This window comes from Rhodococcus pyridinivorans (assembly GCF_900105195.1).
GTDB classification, from domain to species: Bacteria; Actinomycetota; Actinomycetes; order Mycobacteriales; family Mycobacteriaceae; genus Rhodococcus; species Rhodococcus pyridinivorans.
This window is the reverse complement of record NZ_FNRX01000002.1, coordinates 2,470,073-2,491,529: the sequence shown is the minus strand read 5'-3', so window position 1 is coordinate 2,491,529 and position 21,457 is coordinate 2,470,073. Positions and strand designations below refer to the sequence as shown.

Below are 21,457 nucleotides of genomic sequence, written 5' to 3'. Positions count from 1 at the left end.
CGGCCGCCGCGCGTCGCCGGGGTGGAACGTCGCTGCGGTGCACGCCGAGGGGTGGAGCGGTTGTTCACCGAGGCCCGCCCTCGGGTTCCGTCGGCACGGCCTGGACTGGTGCTTCGGGCGCCGCCTCACGGGGCGCTTCGGATTGCGGCAGTTCGCTCACGGGTACCGATTGTCCTGCCGCGGGCGGTACAGGTGCGGCACCCTCGACATCCGGCGTGGCGGCCGCGGGAGCTTCCGCCGCGGGTACCGGCACGGGAGCCGGTGCCGGTTCCTCGCCCACCGGGCGGCCGTCGGCCGATGGCGCGGCCCGACGCGTGCCCTCGGTGTCGGTGCGCGGCCGGGGTTCCTCGCTCACGTCACCGAGCGGCCGCGGGGTCTCCGCCCCGGCGCTGCCGGCCAGCGGGGTCTGGACGCGGGCGTCCTCTCGGGCGGGCGGATCCAGCGGGACCGGCGGGGCACCCTGGGCCGGAACCGGATCGCCCACCACCTGCACCGAACCGTCCGGAGCGACGACGATCCGCGCGACCTGCCCGGTGGGGATCATCCCCAGTTCCGCCGCGGCGACCGCGAGCGCGGGAGCCGACTCGGCCGTGGCGACGTCGCGCTGGAGCACCGCCCGCTTCTGGGCGAGCTCCTCGTTGAGGGACCGCGCCGCGCTGAGCTCGTAGGAGTCTTCGGTCGCCCGGGTGGTCAGCAACAGCGTCACGGCCATGCCCACGCCCAGGAGCCCGATGATGGTGGCGACGAACGGGATCCGGGTGCGGACACGTCCGGCACCCGTCGTGCGCCCGCGGGTCTGCACCTGTTCGACCCCGAGCTGCGCTGCGCGCTGCGACCGTCGCTGATAGGCACGCTGCGCTGCGGTCGATCGCCCCGGGTTCCGGCGCTGCGGGGGTGCCACCTGTACGGTCATCGGTTACCTCCTGGCGATTCGTTCTGCAGCACGCAGGCGGACGGGCGCCGAACGTGGGTTGGCCTCGATCTCGTCGTCCGTTGCCCGCTCCGCACCGCGGGTGAGGATGCGCAGTTCCGGTCCCGTCCCGGGCAGTTCGACCGGAAGCCCTTCGGGACTGCGGGACTTCGCACGCGGTGTCAGTTCCTGCTTGACGACCTTGTCCTCGAGCGACTGGTAGGACATGAAGACGATCCGGCCGCCCACCGCGAGAGCGTCGAGAGCGTCGGGGATCGCGGTGCGCAACGAGTCGAGCTCCGCGTTGACCTCGACCCGCAACGCCTGGAAGGTGCGCTTGGCCGGGTGACCACCGGTACGGCGGGTCGCCGCCGGGATCGTGCGGTACAGCAGTTCGACGAGTTCGCCGCTCGTCCGGAAGGGAGTCTTGGCCCGGGTCCGCACGATCTCGGAGGCGATCCTGCCGGCGAAGCGCTCCTCGCCGTAGGTGCTCAGGATGCGAGCGAGGTCGCCGTGACTGTAGGTGTTGAGGACATCGGCCGCGGTGATGCCGGTGGTGGCATCCATCCGCATGTCGAGCGGGGCGTCCTTGGAATAGGCGAAACCGCGCTCCGCCTCGTCGAGCTGCATCGAGGACACGCCGAGATCGAACAGGGCGGCGTGGACCGAGCCGTACCGGTCGAGGCCGACGCTCTCGAGCGCGTCGGCGATCCCGTCGTAGCGGGTGTGGACGAAGTCTGTGCGGTCGGAGAACCGTGCGAGTCGCTCGCGGGCGATCGCCAGTGCGTCGGTATCACGGTCGAGGCCGACGAGCCGCAGCCTCGGGTAGATCGTCAGGAAGTGTTCGGAGTGCCCCCCGAGACCGAGTGTCGCGTCGACGTAGACCGCGCCCTCGCCGTCGGGACCGACGCTCTCGATGGCCGGACCGAGAAGGTCGACGGCGCGCTGGAGCATGACGGGCACGTGGCCGAATTCCGCCGCAGATGTCACATCGGCACCGGTGGCCTCATCCGTACCATTGACGGATTCGTGCTCGCCGTCCACCATGTGTCCTCCGGAATCCTGCTCGGGCCGCTTACGGTCTGTCGGGTACTCGTCGGGTGGACGGTGGTATGCCTCGTGCCTGCCTGTCGCTCGTCTCGATACCGTGCTCGCCGCCACGGGGGTGGATACGGAAGACGGCGAATGCCTCGAGGTCTCTGTCCGAGTCCGAAGAGACCTGACGCCGGGGAAGTGCGTCAGGGCCCTCCGGTCCGTACCTGGCGCTGGGGAAGTGCGTCAGGGCCGGCACATCGGGCAGAGGCCTCGCGGCACTCGCCGCGCAGCCCGAGCCGTGGTTACAAGATGTCGCGTAGTGCTTCGTCTCTCGCTTCCGAGAAGTCTTCTTCGTGCTCGGCGAGGTAGGTCTCCCATGCCGTCGCGTCCCAAATCTCGAGGTACCTGACCGAACCGATCACCACGCAGTCCTTGGTGAGACCGGCGTACTTGCGGTGAGCTGACGACAGCGTGATCCGGCCTTGTGAGTCGGGTCGCTGCTCCTCCGTTCCCGACGCGAGACTCCGCAGGAACGCACGTGCCTGAGGGTTGCTCCGTGAGGCACTCGCAGCGCGTTCGGCCAGAGCGGCGAACTCGTCGCGAGGGAACACGGTGAGGCTGTGATCCTGCCCCTTCGTGATCATCAACCCTCCCGCCAGCTCGTCTCGGTACTTCGCCGGCAGTGTCAGCCGGCCCTTGTCGTCCAACTTCGGGGTGTAGGTACCGAGGAACACTCGGCGCCTCCCCGCTGCCGGACGGATGCTTCGCGCGACAGGACACCTTGTCCCGCCGCGCCCCACATTACCCCACTTTGCCCCACCGGAAACGGATTACTGCCGCCCGGCCGCGCGTGTTGTCGTCACATTCCCAGCTCAGAGCAGGTGGCGGAAAATGGGGACACGCGCTCGCGTGACGACGACGGATCCACCGCTGTCGGCGCCCCGACGATCCGCCCCACCGGCGGAGCGAGGGCCGAGCAATCGGCGACCAGGGAAAACACTGCGGCCGGAGCCGAGGTGGGAGGCGGTGGGGAGACGGAGATTGCGCGAGTGGGGCGCGGTGGTGGAGGGGCGGAGAGGCGGACGACGCCGGGTCGGTGAAAGGTCTGCAGACGAACGACGACGGCACGACCCGTGGGTCGCGCCGTCGTCGGTACACCTGATGGTCGAGGAGGTCAGTCCTGCTCGAAACGCCTCCGGAACCGCTCTTCCATGCGGTTGGTGAAGCCACCACCCGAGGACTTCTTGCCGCCGCGGGAACTTCGACCGGACTTTCCGGAACCGGAACTACCGCCCGTCGCCCCTGGAGTCGACGGCCGACGACCGCCGAGGAGCAACAAGACTCCGGCGGCGAACATCACGAGGAACCCGAGCAGACTGATGATCGGGAAGCCGCCCGGCTTGAGCGGCAGGGCAACGCCGGCGATCAGCAGCGTCAGGCCCAACACGAACAATGCGCCGGCCTGTAACCGCCGCCGGTTCGACGCCATCCCCAACCGGCTGCCACGCACGGTCGAGGCGAACTTGGGATCCTCAGCATAGAGCGCGCTCTCGATCTGATCGAGCATGCGCTGCTCGTGCTCGGAGAGTGGCACGGTACCTCCCCCGGCACTAAACGGTGGCCACCGGATCCGTGGGGCGAATCCGGTGGGGGGCCGTCCGTACGGCCGCCTGAGTCAATAATACGAGCAGATGTCGCTGTGGACCACAAACTCCACACGTGAGTTCGATCCCGTCGTCGGCGAAGGCCCTCGTGAAGGGGCGAAAGTCACCCACCGACACCGACCTCCGGCTCTGCTTCGGCGTCGAGATAGCCCTCCACATCGTGCAGGAAGTGGCCCACCTCGTCGTAGAAGGCACCGGATTCGTCGGCTCCCACCGCCTGCGCGACCCCCGCCTCGACCGCGGTGCGGGTGGCGGAGCGATCGGCGAAGTAGTCGGCCCAGACGGCGAAGGACTCGTCGGCGCGCGCCATGAGTGCCCATGCGTTGCGCGTCGCGGGTCGGCGGGGCCGGATCCCGGAGCGCAGCTCCGCGGCCGCGACCACCGCACCGGCACCGCGCAGCGCCGCCAGGTAGGCGAGGCGGAACCGCTCGCCCGGATCGCCGGCACCGGCGGCACCGGAAAGCAGATCGTCGGCCTTGCGCAGCAGCGTCGCCGCGCGCGCCGAGGTGGCATGGTCGATGCATGCGGACGGCCCGAGCGTGGGAGACGTTCGGCGCGGGCCTCGACTCGCGACCTGACCGTTGGCCATGTTCACGCACCTCCTCGGCGTGGTCTCACCACTCGTTACAACGAGCGGTATCCGGTGGCATTCCCGCCGAAACGCCGAGGAACGGAGATCACTGTCCTCGAGTGAGGCCCGACACGGACGCCGAGCGGGAGACCCCAGGGTGATCCGGGGATGTTCGCTTCCCTCGAACATCCCCGGATCACCGATGTCGAACATGCGTTCGACGTATTCAATATAGCTGGACCCACCGACAACCCGTCAAGAGAAAGCGGCCACGTCATCCCGAACGATCAGCGAGACCCGAGCACCTCCGACGCACCGCGAGCCACCCGAACGAGTCACGCATGACCACCGATCCCTGCCAGGACGCCCCGATCCTCACCGAGCTCTCCCCCGCGGACTTCCGTGCGCACCTGCCCTCGCTGCTGACCGTCTACGTCGCGGCGATGCGATATCCCCGAGGCACGGAGTACCACCGCGCGCCGATGTGGTCCGAGCATTCGGCCCGCGCGGGTTGGCAGGCGTTCGCCGCGAGCCTCCCCGAGGATCCGGACACCGTCGTCGGGATCGCGTACGGCTACCGGGGCGACACCCGCCAGTGGTGGCACCAGCAGGTGCGCGCCGGCATGCGCCATTCCGGACGGTCCCCCGAGGAGATCGATCGCGTTCTCTCCGACTACTTCGAGCTCACCGAACTGCACGTCCGACCCGACATGCAGGGACGCCGCATCGGTGAACTGCTCCTGTCGGCGCTGCTGCGGGGACGCACGGAAGCGGCCGTACTGCTGTCGACACCCGAGGTGCCGGGCGAGGACAACCGGGCGTGGCGGCTGTACCGTCGGTTCGGATTCCAGGACGTCGTCCGCCGGTTCGTCTTCACCGGCGACGCCCGCCCGTTCGCGGTCCTCGGCAGGAGCCTGCCCCTCGAGCCGGACCTCGTTCCGCACCACCATCACACGATCGGCGATCCGGACGGAAGCGGTACCCCATGAACGCCACACTCGACGTCGTCGTCGTCGGCTCGGGCCACAACGCCCTGGTCTCCGCGTGTTATCTCGCCCGCGACGGATGGTCGGTGGAGGTTCTCGAACGCGACACCGTGCCGGGCGGCGCCGTCTCCACCGTCGAACGTTTCCCCGGATATGCCGTCGACCGCGGCTCCTCGGCGCACATCATGGTGCGCCACTCCGGGATCGTCGAGGAACTCGATCTCGCCGCCCACGGCCTGCGCTACATCGACTGCGACCCGTGGGCGTACGCGCCGCCCCCTGCGGACTCCGACCGTCCCGGCATCGTCTTCCACCGCGATCTCGACCGGACCTGCGCCTCCGTCGAGGCCGCCTGCGGACGCCGCGAGGCCGACGCGTACCGCCGCTTCGTGCAGGACTGGGGCCCGCGCAGCGCGGCGGTGATGACGTCGTTCACCCGTCCCCCGACCGGCCGGCACCTGCTGTCCTCGTTCTGGGGACTCGACGCGGGTGAGGGTGGCAGCGCCCTGTCCCGCCGGTTCCTCACCACCGGCGACAGCCTGCTCGACGAGTACTTCGACGACGAACCCCTCAAGGCGGCCCTCGCCTGGTTCGGCGCGCAGTCCGGCCCGCCCATGTCCGAACCCGGCACCGCGGCGATGGTGGGCTTCGCCGCCCTCATGCACACCCTTCCCCCGGGTCGCGCGATCGGCGGAAGCGGTGCGCTCACCCAGGCCCTGCTGTCGCGGCTGCGGTCCGATGGCGGCACGGTGACCTGCGGCGACGCCGCCACCGAGATCCGCCGGACCGGCGATCTGTGGACCGTGCGCACCGAATCGGGACGCTCGGTGCAAGCCCACAGGGTCGTCGCCGGATGCCACGTGCTGACCACGCTGGATCTGCTCGACCGCGGCGGATACGACCGCGACCGGCTCGAGGGCTGGCGTCGCAGCATGCGGGTCGGTCCGGGCATCGGCATGGTCCTGCGCCTCGGCACCGACTCGCTGCCCCGCTACCGCGGCTGCGACGAGCCCGAATCGACGACCTCCGGTCTGCAACTGCTCGTCGACGACCGCGCCCACCTGCGCGCCGCGCATGGTGCCGCGATGGCGGGAGACCTGCCCCCGCGACCCACCGTCCTCGCGATGAGCTTCTCCGCCCTCGACCCGACGATCGCACCCGACGGCAAGCACCAGATCACGCTGTGGTCCCAGTGGCATCCGTACGCGCTGCGCGGCGGACGTCGCTGGGCGGACATCGCCGGCGCCGAGACCGACCGCATCCTCGCCGAGATGGAGACGCGCTCTCCCGGCTTCACCGCGAGCGTGGAGCACTGCCACGTGCAGACCCCCGCGGACATCGAGAGCGAACTCGGCCTGCTCGGCGGGAACGTCATGCACGTGGAGATGTCGCTGGACCAGATGTTCCTGTGGCGTCCGCTGCCGGAGCTGTCCGGCTACCGGGTGCCCGACGCGCCCGGCCTCTATCTCACCGGCGCCTCGACCCATCCCGGTGGTGGAGTCTCCGGTGCGAGCGGCCGCAACGCCGCCCGGGTCGCCCTCGCCGACGCCAAGGGCAGTCTCGTGGACCGCGTGAAGGGCTGGGTGTCGCGGTGACCGACACCCGCGTCCCCGCACCGCCCCGACCGGCCCGGTGGCGGACGGTCCTTCCGATCGTCCCGGCCGTCGCCGCGGTCCTCGCCCAGATCGCCTATCCCCTCACCGAGGGCGGCGCCCGGGACGCCGCGACCGTCGCGGTCGTCACGCTGCTCACCGCCGCCTGCCTCGTCCACGCCGCGTTGAACCGCGGCATCACCTTCGCCGTCGTCCTGTTCGTCAGCTCGGCGGGCATCGGGTATCTGTCCGAGGTGGTCGGCACGATGACCGGCTATCCCTACGGCTGCTACAGCTACGTCACCGACAGGCTCGGGCCGGCCGCACTCGACGTCCCGCTGGTGGTGCCGCTGGCGTGGTCGGCGGGCCTGTACCCCGTCTGGTGCGTGGCCTCCCGCCTCGTCCGCAACGGTCCCGGCAGGGTCGCGGCGGTCACCGTCGGCATGCTGGGCTGGGATCTCTATCTCGACCCCCAGATGGTGGCGGACGGGCACTGGTCGTGGTGCAACGCCGGCGGCCTGCCCGGGATCGAGCACATCCCGCTCACCAACTACGCGGGCTGGCTCCTCGTCGCCGCGATCATGGCGACCGTACTCGTGCTCGTCGACTCCCGCTCGGACCGTGCCGACGCGCCCCGGCACGACGCCGTGCCGATTGCGCTGTTCCTGTGGACGTGGCTCGGTTCGGCCCTCGCCCACAGCGTATTCCTCGACGCTCCCCAACTCGGCTACTCCGCGGTTTACGGGCTGGTCGTCATGGGGGTACTGGGTCTTCCCCTGCTGGTCTCACTCGTCCGGTCGTGGCGCGCAAGCGTGTCCGGTCCCGGGCGGGACGAGGCACGACTCGCCGCGAGCGACCCGAAGAACCGACGAGGATGACCGTGCCTGGCACCATGTTCTCCGTGCAGTCGTCCATCCTGTCCGTCCGCCGTCGTGTCGTCGCGGTCGTGGGGCTCGTGCTCCTCGGCCTCCCGCTCCTCACCGGCTGCCTGCGCGTGCAGGCGACGATGGGGATCTCCTCCGACGACCGTGTGTCGGGGCAGATCGTCGCCGCGACCATCCCCGCCGACGAGAACGATCCCGGCCCCGAACTCACCGCTCCCTCGGCCCTGGCCGGGAAGGTGCGGGTGCAGGAGTACTCGCAGGACGGCTACGTCGGGAGCCAGGTCTTCTTCAACGACCTCACCTTCGGCGACGTCCAGCAGCTCGCCACGATGTCCGATCAGAGCGCCGGCATGTTCCAGCTCAACCTGCAGCGCTCGGGCGATCTGGTGGCACTGAACGGACGTGTGGATCTCGAGTCCGCTCCCACCCAGGGCACCGACGTGCAGTTCACCATCGCGTTCCCCGCCCGGGTGGCGACCACCAACGGCACCCGCGAGTCGGATTCGGTCGTGACCTGGAAGATTCCGGCCGGCGAGGTGAGCACCCTCCGCGCGGAGGTGCGCTACGCCGATCCCAACACGCGCGGTTTCGCGGGCTGGGCCGGAATCATGGCCGGCGGCGCCTTCGGTGTCACGCTGATCATCGCCGGCGCGGCCTGGTTCACCCGCAATCCCGCGCCGCAGTGGTCGTCGGCGAACGGGACGCGGTCCTGACCCGCCTTCCGCGCGACCCGTCCCCCGGTCTCACGCGACTCGTCGCCGGTGGCGCTCTCGTCGCCTCCTACGGCGCGGCCGTTGCCGTCGCGAACCGGGTCTCGCTCCCTCGTCTCGTGCCGGGACCGGTGGTCGACGAGCAGGTCACCGTCGTCGTCCCCGCCCGCGACGAGGCGCCCCGCATCGCCGCGATCGTCTCCGACCTGCGGGCACAGACACGACTGCACGCCCTGCGCGTGGTGATCCTCGACGACGACTCGTCCGACGGCACCGCCGACCTGGCCACGGCCGCGGCCGAGGGCGACGAGCGCATCACCGTCGTCCGATCGACACAGCCACCGCCCGAAGGATGGACCGGGAAGGCGGCCGCGTGCGCCGCAGCCGTCGCCCACGCCGGATCGACTACCGACAGCGGCATCGTCGTGTTCGTCGACGCGGACGTCCGGCTCGCACCCGACGCGCTCGCCGCCGCCGTCGCTCTGCTGCGCCACCAGGACGCCGCGCTCGTCTCACCGTTCCCGTACCAGCTCACCGGATCGGCGCTCGAACGGCTCGTGCAGCCCCTGCTGTTCTGGTCGTGGTTCTCGTTGCTCCCCGTCGCGGTCTCGCACCGCACCCACCGGCCGTCGATGGCGGTCGCGTGCGGACAGTTCCTCGTCTTCGACGCGCGCGCCTACGCGGCGATCGGCGGGCACGCCGCGGTCGCGGCGAGTCCCACGGAGGATCTGGATCTGGCCCGGACACTGCGTCGCGCCGGACTGCCTACGACGGTCGCGGCCGCGGGCGGACTGGCGTCGTGCCGGATGTACGACGGAGCCCGCCCGCTGATCGGCGGTTACACCCGCTGGCTGTGGTCGGCGTTCGGATCCCCGGTCGGGGCGGCCGCGGTGGTCGCGCTGTATCTCCTCGCCTACTTCGTGCCCCCGACCGCGGCGCTTCTCGGCGGGGGACGGACGCGACGCTGGGGCGTGGCCGGTGCCACCGCGGGCGTGACGTCACGCCTTCTCGCGCGCGTCACCGAGCGGGGAGGACGCCGACACCCGGACGCTCCGGACCGTCCCGTCGACGATCTGCTGGACGCCGCGGCGCACCCGGCATCGGTCCTGGCGGTCGGTGCGCTCACGGCGTCGTCGATCCGGGCACGGCGCAGCGGACGCGCGGCGTGGAAGGCCCGCGTCCTGCCCTGACCCCGAACCGGCGCGGGCCGGATGTCAGGCCGGCTGCACCGCGGCGGGAGCTTCGAGTTCGTAGCCGAGGCGGTCGAGCACCTCGCCGGTCGCGCGGGCGAAGTTGAGCGTGATGAAGTGCAGGCACGGCGCACCCTCGGAGATCAGCCGCTCGCACATCTCCGTCGCCACCTCGATACCCACCTCGCGCACCGCGGCGCGGTTCTCCTCCGGACCGTCGCCTGCCGCGCGCCGCAGCCGCTCCTCGAGAACGGGCGGCAGGTGCGAACCCGACAGTTCGAGGCTGCGCCGCGCCGAGCGCAGCGACGTGATGGGCATGATCTCGGGGATGATCGGCTTGAGCCCCTGCTCGGCGTCGCAGGCCACGACCCGGTCGCGCAGCCTCAGGTAGTGCTCGACGTCGAAGAACATCTGGGTGATCGAGTACTCGGCACCCGCACGGAGCTTCTGCACGAGATAGCGGGTGTCGTGATCGAGGTCCGGGGACCGGTGGTGTCCTTCGGGGAACGACGCGACGCCCACGTGGAAGTCGCCGAGCTCGCGCACCAGACGCACGAGCTCGTCGGCGTATTCGAGACCTTCGGGGTGCTTTTCCCACTCGCCGAGCGGGTTGCCCGGCGGGTCACCGCGCAGCGCGAGGATGTTGGTGATGCCGCGGTCGGCGTAGGCGCCGACCATCGCGCGCAGTTCGTCGATGCTGTGCCCGACGGCCGTGAGGTGCGCGACCGGCAGGAGGGTGGTCTCCTCGGCGAGGCGTCCGGTGACCCGGACCGTACGGTCGCGGGTGGAGCCCCCGGCGCCGTAGGTCATCGATACGAAGGCCGGGCCGAGACGTTCGAACGTCCGCACGGCGCGCCACAGTCGTCCCTCGGCCTCGGCGTCGCGAGGCGGGGAGAACTCGACGGAGAACGGAATGCGGCCCGAACGCGCGGACCCGAGACGGTCCACGATCGACGGGGTCCGAGAAATCCCGCCGTCCTCGGTTGCCCTGACGAAGTCGCTTGTCACCGGTCCAGCATAGTTGGCGCCCCCGGGGCGGTCGCTACCGGCGACGACCCGACTGTGCGGATAGGCTGGTCGCGGCACCTCCGGCTCACCCGCCTCCGAGGTGCCGTCACCCATCGACCTGGAGGTTTCGTCCTGTCTACCGGCGCCGTTCACCTGTCTGCCGAGCAGCTCCCCCATCGGGTGGAGGACTCCCTCCGGCAGTTCTTCACCTCACGCTCCGACCTGGTCGACTCGGTGGGCAATGGATACCGGCAGGCCGTCGACACGCTCGAGGCATTCGTGCTGCGCGGCGGCAAGCGGGTGCGTCCGCGTTTCGCCTGGACGGGCTGGCTCGGCGCCGGTGGTGACCCGACCGGGCCGGACGCCGAGGCCGTCCTGCAGGCGTGCTCCGCGCTCGAGCTCGTGCAGGCCGCGGCGCTCGTCCACGACGACATCATCGATGCCTCCACCACGCGCCGCGGATTCCCCACCGTGCACGTCGAGTTCACCGAGCAGCACCGGAAGGCCGGCTGGCACGGCAGGCCGGAGCAGTTCGGCGAGTCGGTCGCGATCCTGCTCGGCGACCTCGCCCTGGTCTGGGCCGACGACATGCTGCACTCGGCGGGGCTCGACCCCGCGACCGTCGCGCGCGTGGTCCCGGCCTGGACCGCGATGCGCACCGAAGTGCTCGGCGGGCAGTACCTCGACATCGCCAACGAAGTGGCGGCGGACGAATCGGTGGAGGCCGCTACGCGGGTCAACCGGTTCAAGACCGCGGCGTACACGATCGAACGCCCCCTGCACATCGGCGCTGCCCTCGCCGGCGCCGACGACGACCTCATCGCCGCATACCGCCGCTTCGGCACCGACATCGGCCTGGCGTTCCAGCTGCGCGACGACCTGCTCGGTGTCTTCGGCGACCCCAAGGTCACCGGCAAGCCTTCGGGCGACGACCTGCGCTCGGGCAAGAGGACCGTCCTGTACGCGCTGGCACTGGAGACGGCCGATGCCTCCGATCCGGCCGCGGCCGAGCTGCTGCGCACCTCGATCGGGACCGATCTGTCCGACGCGCAGGTCGAGCACCTCCGCTCGCTGCTCGTCGATCTCGGCGCGGTCGCCCGAATCGAGGACCGCATCTCGGAACTGACCGACAGCGCGTTCGAGGCGCTCGAGGCGTCCGGCGCCACCGAGGAGGGCAAGGCCCTTCTGCGCGAGTCGGCGGTCGCGGCGACGCGACGGGTGGCGTGAGGGCGGTGCGGACCGTTCCCGGCGCCGACCGGGTCGTCGTGGTCGGTGCCGGTCTCGCCGGTCTGTCGGCGGCACTGTACCTGCGCGGCGCCGGTAAGGACGTCACGGTGCTCGAACGCGCCGACGACGTCGGCGGCCGGGTCGGCAGCTATCACGGCCCGGGCTACGAGATCGACAACGGCGCCACCGTGCTGACGATGCCCGAGTTGATCGACGACGCGCTCGCCGCGGTGGGCACCGACCGCAACTCCGTCCGGCCGGCCCTGCGCACCCGGCGACTGTCCCCCGCCTACCACGCGCGGTTCGCCGACGGCACCTCGATCGACGTGCACTCCGACCCCGACGCCATGGTCGCGGAGATCTCACGGGTGTGCGGTCCCGACGAGGCACGCCGCTATCTGGGGTTGCGCGCGTGGCTCGCCGACATCTTCGACGCCGAGTTCGACCGCTTCATGGACGCGAGTTTCGACTCGCCGCTCGACCTGGTCTCGTCCCCGGCGGCGCTGCGCGATCTGGCGCGTCTGCTCCGACTGGGCGGGTTCGGCAGGCTCGGCGCGCAGGTGAACCGCAGGGTCACCGACCCGCGCCTGCGCCGCGTCTTCACCTTCCAGGCGCTGTACGCGGGGGTCGCTCCGGCACGGGCCCTCGCCGTCTACGGGGCCATCGCCCACATGGACACGTCGCTGGGCGTGTACGCGGTGGACGGCGGCATGCGGTCGGTCGCCCGCGCGATGGCCGCGGCGTTCGTCGAGACCGGCGGACGGCTCGAACTCGGCCGGGAGGTGACCTCGCTCGACCTCTCCGCCGGTCGGGTCGACGGCGTCCGCACCCGCGACGGACAGCGCTTCCCGTGCGACGCGGCCGTCCTGACCCCCGACACCCCGGTGGTCGACGGATTGCTGCCGCGCCGACGGTGCCGCCGCACGCTGGCCGCGCCGTCGGCCGTCGTGCTGCACGGGTCGATCCCCACCGGGGTGACCCGTGGCTGGGCGGCGCAACACCACCACGTGATCGATTTCGGCGGGGAGTGGGACCGCACCTTCGCGGAGATCACCCGCAGCCGCGGACGCGGCCGGCCGATGTCGGATCCCTCGCTGCTCATCACGCGACCGGCACTGTCCGATCCCGGCCTGCGATTCACCCGTGAGGGCGTCGAGCACGAACCGTTGTCGGTGCTGGCGCCATGCCCGAACCTCGACAGCGCTCCGCTCGCCTGGGCCGAGCTCGCGGTGCCCTATCGCAACGAACTGCTCGACGTCCTCGACCGCCGCGGATACGGCGGCATCACGGACGGTTTCCGCGTCGACCACATCGACACGCCGGCCACCTGGCACGCTCGTGGCATGCAGGCGGGCAGCCCGTTCTCGAGCGCTCACGTCTTCCGGCAGACGGGACCGTTCCGGCGCCGCAACCTCGATCCGGCCGTTCCCGGCGTGGTGCTCGCGGGGTCGGCGACGGTGCCGGGCGTCGGTGTCCCCACCGTCCTGTTGTCCGGAAGGCTCGCCGCCGAACGGCTCGGTGTTCCGCGAAGGCGGTGACACCGGGCGCACCACGCTCCGCGTCTCCACTAAACTGTCCTCGTTCGCCAGCTATCTGCGCGCCGCGCATCCACACGTCCACGGGGGAGGAACCGTACCGATGTCGTCCCCTGCCTCGCCCGACGCCGAACCGCAGACCTCGCCCGCGCCGGAGGGGACGGCCGCACCGAAGGGTGAGCGTCCGAAGCACGCATTCCTGAGGAGTCCCGCCGGCCATGCCGCGCTGCTCGGCGCGTGGGGCGCGGTACTCATGACCTTCGGCAGTTTCGGATCGGGCAGTGTCCGGCGGATCGACCCGCTGCTCGAGGACATCTATCTGTCGTGGCTGCGGTTCGGCCACGGCCAGTTGCTCTCGCGGATCATCCTGTGGGTCGGTGTGCTCCTCATGATCGCAGCGTGGGTGCGCGTCGGCCGGGCGACCCTCGCCGGCCACGTCACGGTGCGCGATCTGTGGACGGTGCTGCCCGCGTGGACCGCTCCCCTGCTGGTCGCGACACCGATGTTCAGCCGCGACGCCTACTCCTACCTCGCGCAGGGCGCACTGCTGCGCGACGGTTTCGACCCGTACGAGGTGGGCCCGGTCGTCAATCCGGGCGTCCTGCTCGACAACGTCAGCAATGTGTGGACAACGACGACCACGCCCTACGGGCCCGTCCACCTGCTGCTCGGTGCGGGCATCACGTCCATCACCGACGACAACGTGGTGACGGGCACCTGGCTGTGGCGCCTGACCATGCTTCCCGGCCTGGCACTCATGGCGTGGGCCGTGCCGAAACTCGCCCGTCGCATGGGCGGAAATCCCGCGATTGCCCTGTGGCTCGCAGTGCTGAACCCGCTCGTACTGATCCACCTCGTCGGCGGTGTGCACAACGAGCTGCTGATGGTCGGTCTCATGATCGCCGGCATCGTGTTCGTGCTCGAGGGCCGGCACCTCGGCGGCATCGCCCTGGTCTCCCTCGGCGCCGCGATCAAGGCCACCGCAGGATTGGCACTGCCCTTCCTGGTGTGGGTGTGGATGATCCACGAACGCGATCGTGCGCTTGCCGAGGGACGCGAACCGGCAGCGCCCGTGCGCCTGTTCGCCAAGGCCGTCGGCCTGGGACTGGGGGTCTTCGCCGCGGTCTTCGGTGGCACCTCGCTGCTCGCCGGTGTCGGCATCGGCTGGCTCACCGCCCTGTCCGGCTCGTCGAAGATCATCAACTGGCTGTCGCTGCCGACGATGATGGCGCACGCCGTCACCTGGGTCACTCCGTGGCGGCTCGGATCGGTCCTCGACATCACACGCATGCTCTGCGCGATCGCGCTGGTGGTGATCCTCGTGTGGGCGTGGTGGCGCTTCCGCCGCACCGAGCGCGACGCGATCTTCGGGATCGTCGTGGCGCTGACTGCGGTGACCCTGCTGTCGCCCGCCGCGCTGCCCTGGTACTACTCCTGGCCGCTCGCCGTCGCCGCCGCCTTCGCGATGTCGCCCCGGGTGCTCATGGTGCTCGTCGCACTGTCGACATGGCTGATGTTGATCTTCAACCCCGACGGGTCGATCGGGATGTACAACATCGCGCACGTCGCGCTCGCAGTGTTCGCCTCGATCGTCGCGGCCCGTTCGCTGGTCACCTACGACCCGCTGCGCCTGCGGTTACGACCTCGACCGGCATCACCCGCCGGCGCTGCCCTGGACGACCGTGCCTGAGCGCCCCACGGGGATCGCGGCCGACGATCTCACCCGGGCCTACGCCTACTGCGCCGAGCTCACCGCCGAACACGGACGCACCTACAACCTCGCGACCCGGCTGCTGCCCGCCTCGCGACGACACGCCGTGCACGCGCTCTACGGCTTCGCCCGACACGTCGACGACATCGTCGACGTCACCGCCGTGGACGACCCGGAGGCCGCGATCCGTGGTGTCGACGACGCGCACAGCCGTCTGCACGCCGCACTCGCGGGCGCTCCCGGCCCGCTCGACCACACCGGTCTCGTGGTCCGCGCGCTTGCCGACACGATCGGGCAGTACCGCATCCCGATCGACTATTTCGAGGCGTTCATCCGATCCATGCGCATGGACGTGCCCGGCACGCCCGAGTTCCGGCCCCGCTACGGGACCATGGAGGAACTGCGCGAGTACATGTACGGCTCGGCGGCGGTGATCGGTCTCGAACTGCTGCCGATCCTCGACGTCGACGATCCGGCCGCCCCGCCCGCCGCAGCCGCGCTCGGGGCGGCGTTCCAGCTCACCAACTTCATCCGCGACGTGGGCGAGGACCTCGAACGCGGACGTCTCTACATCCCGCTCGAACTGTGGTCGGCCTTCGGGGTCGACATCGACCTGCTGCAGGAATGCCGGCGCACCGGCGCGATGGACCCGAGGGTCCGGCGGGCACTCGCCCACGCGGTCGCGCTGACCCGCGCCGAATATCGCAAAGCCGAACCCGGGCTGGAGGTACTCCCCGACCGGATCCGGCCGGGTATCCGCGCAGCCTTCACGCTCTACGGGCGGATTCTCGACGAGGTCGAACGCAGCGGGTTCCGGGTGCTCGACCGGCGCGCGACGGTTCCGCGCCGCACGCGCGCCGCGGTCATGATCACCGAGTACGTCGCCGGCTCACTGCTCCGGAAGCGGTAACGACGCCCCGGAGACTCAGAAGGCGAGCGCCTGCGCCCGCCGCACGACCTCGCGCGCGGACTGCGTGTGCATCGCGGCCACAGGGCATCCACCGGGAAGAGAATCGTCCTCGGCGAAGAGCCACCGCAGGATCTCGTCGTCCTCGTAACCGCCGTCGTGCAGCACCGCGATCAGGCCCGGAAGACCCTTGAGAACGTTTCCTTCCTCGTCGAGAAAGGCCTCGGGCAGGACCGGCACGCGGTCGCGCTTGAACGCCAGCAGCTGCCGGTCGCGCACCATCTGGTGTACGCGGGAGGTGGCGACGCCGAGGCTCTTGGCCACGTCGACGAGCTGCACCACAGGCACGGAGCGGTCGAGAACGTCGTCGCAGTAAGGGATTGCACTCACCCCACCACGTTATCGCTGCGGCCGCGCAGGCAGCTACGCGGCTACCGTCCACGGGAGCTGGCTACGATCGACGGGGACGAAATCGCTCCGCACACGCGGAGCCGGAGCTTCGTCACGTCGATACCTCGAAGGCCCGGGTACCGGCGTCCCACCATCACGCACGAGACACGGGGGTACACCGGGTGACCGCTGGAGGCGACCGACTGGTCGGCGTCGTGCTCGACCGGCGTTATCGCATCGAATCGCAGATCGCGCGGGGCGGCATGTCGACCGTCTACCGCGGCACCGACATGCGTCTCGACCGTCCCGTCGCCGTGAAGATCATGGATCCGCAGTTCGCGGCCGATCCCCAATTCCTGGCACGGTTCGAGTTCGAGGCCAGATCCGTCGCGCGATTGACGCATCCCGGGCTCGTCGCGGTCTACGACCAGGGCCAGGACGGCGATCACGTCTTCCTCGTGATGGAGCTCGTCGAGGGCGGCACCCTGCGCGAGCTGCTGCGCGAACGCGGGCCGATGCCGCCGCACGCCGCGGCCGCCGTGGCCGCACCGGTCCTCGGGGCTCTGGCCGTCGCCCACCGGGCGGGTCTCGTGCACCGCGACATCAAGCCCGAGAACATCCTCATCTCCGGCAACGGTGAGGTGAAGATCGCCGACTTCGGGCTCGTCCGGGCGGTCGCCGCCGCGACCACCACCTCGCGCAGCGTGATCCTCGGCACCGCGGCGTACCTGTCTCCGGAGCAGGTGACCATCGGCAGCGCCGACGCGCGTAGCGACGTCTATTCCGCCGGTGTGCTCGTGTACGAGATGCTCACCGGCCGCACTCCCTTCACCGGCGACACGTCCCTGTCGGTGGCGTACCAGCGCGTGGAGAAGGACGTGCCGGATCCGAGTTCGGCCATCGACGGGGTTCCTCCCGAACTGGACGCCTTCGTCCGCCGGGCCACCGAACGCGAACCGACGGAACGCTACGCCGACGCGCAGGTGATGGCCGTCGCGCTCGGCGAGATATGCGACACGCTCGATCTCCCCCGCTACCGGGTTCCGGCTCCGAGACGATCCGCGGTGCGGACGCCACCCGTGGTGGATCCCGATGCCGCGGCACCGACCCGCACCATCGACGGCGCCGCTTCCGGGCCTGCCGATCCTGCTCCGGCGACGACGGTGCTTACCGGCTCGGCCGCGAACTCGCATGCTCCGACGACCGTGCAGACCGCCGTGCCGGCCACGCCCGGCCCCAATGCACCGGCCACGCGCCCGCACCCGACCCGGGTCGCGACCCGCACCCATCCGCGTCCCGACACCGAACCGGTGGCGCCCCCGCCCGACTACGCCGTCGACCGCCGCCGTCAGCGCCGGTCCGCCGCCGGTTGGATCGCCGCGATCATCGTGCTCGCGTTGTTCATGGGGATCGCCGGGTGGTGGCTCGGCGCCGGCCGGCTCAGCGACGTCCCGACCGTGCTGGGACTCGACAAGGCGGCGGCCGTGTCCGCGATCGAGACGGCCGGATTGTCCAGCGAGATCCGGGGCGAGTACTCCGACGACGTTCCCGTCGACACCGTCCTCGGCACCGACCCCACCGCGGGCTCACGCGTGCCCGACGGCGACACGATCGCGTTGCTCGTGTCGCTCGGCAGACCCACCGTCCCGTCCATTCCCGGCGCCGGTGAGAGATCCGTCGTCGAGGACGAACTGCGGAGCCGCACCTTCGAACCGGTCGAGGGCGGTACCGCGTTCAGCACCACGGTGCCCGAGGGCGGAGTGGCCGCGCTCGACCCCGCGCCCGGCACCGTCCTGCCCGTGGGGTCCGAGGTCGCGCTTGTGATCAGCAAGGGATCGCCGCCCGTGACCCTGCCCGATCTGACCGGGCGCCCGGTCGACGAGGCGCGTCGCATCCTCGACGAGGCAGGCCTGACCGTCGGGGACATCCGTGAGGTCTTCGACGCCGATGTCGACGAGGGGCGGGTCATCGGCACCGACCCGGAGGAGGGCGAAGACGTCAGCGCCGGCGGAACCGTCACCCTCCTTGTATCCAATGCAGTGAAGGTGCCGTCGATGTTGGGACGCTCGGTGGGCTCGGCCCGCGACGAGCTCACCCGCCTCGGATTCGAGGTCGAGGTGCGGCAACTCGGCGACTCCGACCGCTCGGTCGTGATCGGCCAGAATCCCGGGGCGGGGCGGAGAGCAGAACAGGGCAGCACGGTCACGCTGACCGCACTGCCCTGATCCGACCGCCTGTCCCCTACCCGCGGAGCATCTCCACTGCGATCAACCGCGGAGCATCTCCACTGCGATCAACCGCGGAGCATCTCCGCGACCAGGAACGCGAGTTCGATCGACTGCTGCGTGTTCAGCCGCGGATCGCACGCCGTCTCGTAGCGACCGTGCAGGTCGAGATCGGAGATGTCCTGGGCACCGCCGAGGCACTCGGTGACGTCCTCACCGGTGAGCTCGACGTGGATGCCACCCGGATGCGTGCCCAGCGCGCGGTGCACCTCGAAGAAGCCCTGCACCTCGTCGACGATGCGGTCGAAGTGACGGGTCTTGTAGCCGGTGGACGCCTCGTGGGTGTTGCCGTGCATCGGGTCGCACTGCCAGATCACCTTGTGACCGGAGGCCTCGACGCGCTCGATGATGCCGGGCAGCAGATCGCGGACCTTCGAGTGACCCATCCGGGAGATCAGGGTCAGTCGGCCCGGCGTGTTGTGCGGATCCAGGCGCTCGACGTACTCGACGGCCATCTCCGGGGTGGTCGACGGACCGATCTTCAGACCGATCGGGTTCGACAGCAGTTCCGCGAACGCGATGTGCGCGCCGTCGAGCTGGCGGGTGCGATCACCGATCCACAGGAAGTGGGCCGACAGGTCGTACAGGCGCGGCTTGTCGCCCGAATTGTCGAGGCGCAGCATCGCGCGCTCGTAGTCGAGGACGAGAGCCTCGTGGCTGGCATAGATCGTCGCCGCGCGCAGATTCGGGTCGATGACACCGCAAGCGTCCATGAATCGCAGACCACGATCGATCTCGGAGGCGAGCGCCTCGTAGCGGGCACCGGCGGGCGAGGCCGAGACGAAGGCCCGGTTCCAGTCGTGCACGCGGTGCAGGTCGGCCTCACCGGCGGCGGTGACGGCACGCACGAGGTTCATCGCGGCGCTCGCGTTCGCGTAGGCGCGCACGAGGCGCGACGGATCGTGCCTGCGCACCTCGGCATCGGCGACCAGCGAGTTGACCATATCGCCGCGGTAGGACGGCAGACCGAGCGCGTCGGTGTCGGACGAACGCGGCTTGGCGTACTGGCCGGCGATCCGCGCGACCTTCACGACCGGCGTCGACGCACCGTAGGTCAGCACCACCGCCATCTGCAGCAGCGTGCGGATGTTGCCCTTGATGTGCGGCTCGGTGTTGTCCGCGAACGTCTCGGCGCAGTCGCCACCCTGGAGGAGGAAGGCCTCACCCCGAGCGACGGCGGCGAGCTGGTTCTGCAGCTCCTCGACCTCGCGGGGCACGGTGATGGGAGGCACGCTCTCGAGCACGGTGCGCATCGCCGCGGCCTGTTCCTCGGGCCAGCTGGGCTGCTGCAGCGCCGGCTTTGCAAGCGCCGCGTCGAGGTTGGCACGCAGCTCCTCGGGCAACGGGGGAAGTTCGGGCAAGCGGTCGATCGGCACGTCGACAGTCCAGTTCACCCGTCCAGGATATGGCGTGACGGCCGGAAGCGGCGCAGCACCCCGTTACCCGCGTCACCGCGACCGGCGAGCAACCTCGATCGCTTCGAACTTTGCGAGGTTGTGGCGGGCGTCGGCGAGGGCGTCGTGGTTGTCGTCCGGCGCCGGGGGCAGGGGCGGTGAGCCCGAGTCCTCCCAATACTGCCGGAGCTCGCGGGTGAAGCGGGGCAGGACGTCCGGGAGTTCGGGCATGGTGCCCCACAGCTGGACGAGCACGACGTGGTCGTAGGCTCCGATCCACGCCCACAGTTCGGGCCGGATGCCCGGTCGTGGCACGAGGAACTTCAGCAAGTCGTCGCGGATCCTCGATCGCGACTTCCAGGCGGGGTGCGCCGGGGGCGGGAGCTTCGGGAGGACGTTGCGGCGCACCCAGGCTCCGGCCCGGGTCGGATCGAACTCGGTCGACACCGCGTAGAACTCGCGGCCGTCCTCGCAGGCGACACCGATCGAGACGAGTTCGATCGTGCGTCCGTCCTCGATGAACTCGCAGTCGTAGAAGTAGCGCACCTGCTCACCCGGCACGCGTGTCGGGAACGCGGTCCGCGACGGGACCGTCCTGCGGCGGGGTCGCGGCACTGCCGTTCGTCGACGCGCCCGTGTCCCCGACCCCCGACTCGTCCGCCGAGCCCTTGTTCTTGAGGGAGGCGGCGTAGATGTCGACGTACTCCTGGCCCGACAGCTGCATGAGCGAGTACATGACCTCGTCGGTGACTGTGCGCTCCACGAACCTGTTTCCGCCCATGCCCTCGAACCGGGAGAAGTCGATGGGCTCACCGATCCGGACGGTGATCTTCGCCGGTCGCCACATCTTCGACCCGATGGGGTTCATCCGGTCGGTGCCGATCATGGCGACGGGGATCACGGGGACGCCGGTCTCCAGCGCCAGTCGCGCGAGGCCGGTCTTGCCCTTGTAGAGGCGTCCGTCGGGTGAGCGGGTGCCCTCGGGATAGATGCCGAGCAGCTTGCCCTGGCCGAGCACCCGGACCCCGGCGTTGAGCGCATCCTGCGCGGCGTCGGCGCCGGTGCGGTCGATGGGGACCTGCCCGACGGACGAGAAGAACCAGCGCTGGAAGGCGCCCTTGAGTCCGGTGCCGGTGAAGTACTCACTCTTCGCGAGGAAGGTGATGCGCCGACGTACGAGGAGGGGAAGGTAGAACGAGTCGAGGACGGCCCGGTGGTTACTGGCCAGGATCGCCGGTCCGTGCGCCGGAATGTTCTCGCCGCCTTCGAACTTCGGACGTCCTATGAGCCACAGCAGCGGCCCCAGGAGGGCGTACTTGAACAGCCAGTACCACATGGCATCCTTCCCGAATCCGATCATCCCCCACACGGATCGGTGCAGCACCGCCCGCCGGTCGACTCTACGACGACGCGACTGCCCCTCGCACATCGCCCCAGTGCTCGACCCCACCCTTTCAA

The 21,457-nt window shown here is 70.4% G+C and carries 20 protein-coding genes; 10 read left to right on the top strand and 10 right to left on the bottom strand.

Annotated elements, in window-relative coordinates; genetic code table 11:
• Positions 1–64: 64 nt before the first annotated feature.
• The 5 genes from ftsL to BLV31_RS11920 form a co-directional block, all read right to left on the bottom strand.
• Positions 65–913 carry a cell division protein FtsL gene (gene ftsL / locus BLV31_RS11940; RefSeq protein WP_019289758.1) on the bottom strand — a complete coding sequence of 283 codons (849 nt, stop codon included), beginning with the start codon at positions 911–913 and terminating at the stop codon, positions 65–67.
• Between the two features lie 3 nt (positions 914–916).
• Positions 917–1,957 (bottom strand): 16S rRNA (cytosine(1402)-N(4))-methyltransferase RsmH, encoded by a 1,041-nt coding sequence (rsmH, locus tag BLV31_RS11935; RefSeq protein WP_006554147.1) that lies wholly within the window; start codon positions 1,955–1,957, stop codon positions 917–919.
• 290 nt (positions 1,958–2,247) lie between these two features.
• Positions 2,248–2,679 (bottom strand): division/cell wall cluster transcriptional repressor MraZ, encoded by a 432-nt coding sequence (gene mraZ / locus BLV31_RS11930; protein ID WP_006554148.1) that lies wholly within the window; start codon positions 2,677–2,679, stop codon positions 2,248–2,250.
• Positions 2,680–3,119: 440 nt separating this feature from the next.
• A complete protein-coding gene (locus BLV31_RS11925) occupies positions 3,120–3,539 on the bottom strand; it encodes an SCO2097 family morphological protein (protein ID WP_024101274.1) in 420 nt (139 codons plus the stop codon).
• A 173-nt stretch (positions 3,540–3,712) separates the two neighbouring features.
• Entirely contained in the window at positions 3,713–4,198 is a 486-nt protein-coding gene (locus tag BLV31_RS11920; protein ID WP_006554150.1) for an SAV_6107 family HEPN domain-containing protein, read from the bottom strand.
• A gap of 323 nt (positions 4,199–4,521) precedes the next feature.
• On the opposite strand from BLV31_RS11920, the gene BLV31_RS11915 reads away from it, so the two are divergent.
• Genes BLV31_RS11915 through BLV31_RS11895 form a run of 5 tightly spaced genes read left to right on the top strand, consistent with a single transcriptional unit; the run spans position 4,522 to position 9,542 of the window.
• Positions 4,522–5,169 (top strand): GNAT family N-acetyltransferase, encoded by a 648-nt coding sequence (locus BLV31_RS11915; RefSeq protein WP_006554151.1) that lies wholly within the window; start codon positions 4,522–4,524, stop codon positions 5,167–5,169.
• The gene (locus tag BLV31_RS11910) at positions 5,166–6,761 is read left to right on the top strand and encodes a phytoene desaturase family protein (protein WP_064061291.1); all 1,596 of its coding nucleotides are present in this window, start codon (positions 5,166–5,168) and stop codon (positions 6,759–6,761) included. The genes BLV31_RS11915 and BLV31_RS11910 overlap by 4 nt, the downstream gene beginning before the upstream one ends.
• On the top strand, positions 6,758–7,636 hold the full coding sequence (locus BLV31_RS11905) for a carotenoid biosynthesis protein (protein WP_006554153.1): 879 nt from the start codon (positions 6,758–6,760) through the stop codon (positions 7,634–7,636). The genes BLV31_RS11910 and BLV31_RS11905 overlap by 4 nt, the downstream gene beginning before the upstream one ends.
• Complete coding sequence (locus tag BLV31_RS11900; protein ID WP_006554154.1) at positions 7,633–8,355, top strand: LppM family (lipo)protein; 723 nt, start codon at positions 7,633–7,635, stop codon at positions 8,353–8,355. Before BLV31_RS11905 ends, BLV31_RS11900 begins: the two co-directional genes overlap by 4 nt.
• Positions 8,325–9,542 (top strand): glycosyltransferase family 2 protein, encoded by a 1,218-nt coding sequence (locus tag BLV31_RS11895; protein ID WP_072740436.1) that lies wholly within the window; start codon positions 8,325–8,327, stop codon positions 9,540–9,542. Before BLV31_RS11900 ends, BLV31_RS11895 begins: the two co-directional genes overlap by 31 nt.
• Before the next feature lie 24 nt (positions 9,543–9,566).
• Here BLV31_RS11895 and metF read toward each other — a convergent pair whose 3' ends face one another.
• Positions 9,567–10,511, bottom strand: coding sequence for a methylenetetrahydrofolate reductase [NAD(P)H] (gene metF / locus BLV31_RS11890; RefSeq protein WP_170318569.1), 945 nt, complete (start codon positions 10,509–10,511; stop codon positions 9,567–9,569).
• 219 nt (positions 10,512–10,730) lie between these two features.
• Here metF and BLV31_RS11885 point away from each other — a divergent pair, with 219 nt between their 5' ends.
• The 4 genes from BLV31_RS11885 (at position 10,731) to BLV31_RS11870 (ending at position 15,933) form a co-directional block, all read left to right on the top strand.
• Positions 10,731–11,777 (top strand): polyprenyl synthetase family protein, encoded by a 1,047-nt coding sequence (locus tag BLV31_RS11885; protein WP_064061293.1) that lies wholly within the window; start codon positions 10,731–10,733, stop codon positions 11,775–11,777.
• 5 nt (positions 11,778–11,782) lie between these two features.
• A complete protein-coding gene (gene crtI, locus BLV31_RS11880; protein WP_064061294.1) occupies positions 11,783–13,315 on the top strand; it encodes a phytoene desaturase family protein in 1,533 nt (510 codons plus the stop codon).
• A gap of 100 nt (positions 13,316–13,415) precedes the next feature.
• Positions 13,416–15,002: an alpha-(1->6)-mannopyranosyltransferase A gene (locus BLV31_RS11875; protein WP_019289764.1), complete on the top strand. Its 1,587-nt coding sequence runs from the start codon at positions 13,416–13,418 to the stop codon at positions 15,000–15,002.
• Complete coding sequence (locus tag BLV31_RS11870; RefSeq protein WP_019289765.1) at positions 14,995–15,933, top strand: phytoene/squalene synthase family protein; 939 nt, start codon at positions 14,995–14,997, stop codon at positions 15,931–15,933. The genes BLV31_RS11875 and BLV31_RS11870 overlap by 8 nt, the downstream gene beginning before the upstream one ends.
• A 15-nt stretch (positions 15,934–15,948) precedes the next feature.
• On the opposite strand, the gene BLV31_RS11865 is transcribed toward BLV31_RS11870, so the two are convergent.
• Positions 15,949–16,320 carry an Rv2175c family DNA-binding protein gene (locus BLV31_RS11865; protein ID WP_024101284.1) on the bottom strand — a complete coding sequence of 124 codons (372 nt, stop codon included), beginning with the start codon at positions 16,318–16,320 and terminating at the stop codon, positions 15,949–15,951.
• A 182-nt stretch (positions 16,321–16,502) separates the two neighbouring features.
• On the opposite strand from BLV31_RS11865, the gene pknB reads away from it, so the two are divergent.
• Positions 16,503–18,545, top strand: coding sequence for a Stk1 family PASTA domain-containing Ser/Thr kinase (gene pknB / locus BLV31_RS11860; protein WP_064061296.1), 2,043 nt, complete (start codon positions 16,503–16,505; stop codon positions 18,543–18,545).
• A gap of 68 nt (positions 18,546–18,613) precedes the next feature.
• Here the strand turns inward: pknB and BLV31_RS11855 are convergent, their stop codons facing one another.
• From BLV31_RS11855 to BLV31_RS11845, 3 genes are read right to left on the bottom strand one after another with little or no spacing between them, the layout of a single operon-like run.
• On the bottom strand, positions 18,614–19,999 hold the full coding sequence (locus tag BLV31_RS11855; protein WP_006554163.1) for a class II 3-deoxy-7-phosphoheptulonate synthase: 1,386 nt from the start codon (positions 19,997–19,999) through the stop codon (positions 18,614–18,616).
• A gap of 54 nt (positions 20,000–20,053) precedes the next feature.
• Positions 20,054–20,545 carry a polyadenylate-specific 3'-exoribonuclease AS gene (locus tag BLV31_RS11850; protein WP_006554164.1) on the bottom strand — a complete coding sequence of 164 codons (492 nt, stop codon included), beginning with the start codon at positions 20,543–20,545 and terminating at the stop codon, positions 20,054–20,056.
• Between the two features lie 4 nt (positions 20,546–20,549).
• The gene (locus tag BLV31_RS11845) at positions 20,550–21,335 is read right to left on the bottom strand and encodes a lysophospholipid acyltransferase family protein (protein ID WP_006554165.1); all 786 of its coding nucleotides are present in this window, start codon (positions 21,333–21,335) and stop codon (positions 20,550–20,552) included.
• Between the last annotated feature and the right edge of the window lie 122 nt (positions 21,336–21,457).